The sequence below is a fragment of the Bacillus sp. P4_D3 genome (assembly GCF_056401855.1).
On sequence record NZ_JBFUIN010001184.1, the window covers coordinates 1 to 713 of the forward strand.

The 713-nt window shown below is 34.6% G+C and carries 1 protein-coding gene; it reads left to right on the forward strand.

The window, feature by feature from the left end:
• A partial coding sequence (locus tag AC1DTM_RS30125) for a hypothetical protein (protein ID WP_477001667.1) occupies positions 1 to 713 on the forward strand: 713 nt, incomplete at both ends.

Sequence of the window (713 nt, forward strand, 5' to 3'; positions counted from 1 at the left end):
GAATTTACAGAGTMCTCTAAAGAGAGCGAACGATTTTATATCATTCTCCTATCAATTATCCCTGGACTTGGCCATTTCCAATTAGGACTTATGCAGCGAGGACTTACATTTTTAGTAGCTTGTACAGGAATAGGAAGTATGATTATATTCGTTGCACTCTTAACATCTCAAGAAAGTTTCCTTATCTTCCTTATTACGCTACCTGTTTTATGGATTTATAACTTCTTTGATGTTGTTCAACAACTACAGAAAAAAGAACGCGGAGAGCAACTAGATGACCGTACTATTTTCGAAGAGTTTGAAGAGCACCGAGAACAAGGAAAGAAAAATAAAACATTCGCTTCCATTTTAGCAATGTTTCCTGGAGCAGGACATATGTATTTAGGCTTACAGCGCCGTGGTCTTCAGCTTATGGCAGCCTTTTTACTATCTATTTATTTGCTCGACTTATTAAGACTTTCTGCGTTTTTATTTTTAGTACCAATCATTTGGTTCTATAGCTTTTTTGATGCGTTACAGCAAACTGCAAAATCCGGAAAAGAACGTGTAAATGACGAACCTATCATTGACTATTTTATCAATCATCAAAGATGGATCGGTATTGGTTTAATTACACTCGGTGGTTATTATTTATTAGATCAAACAGTCCTTCCTATTTTGAATGATTATTTTGTAACTATATTTAATATTCATCTTAGCGAACTATATTATCG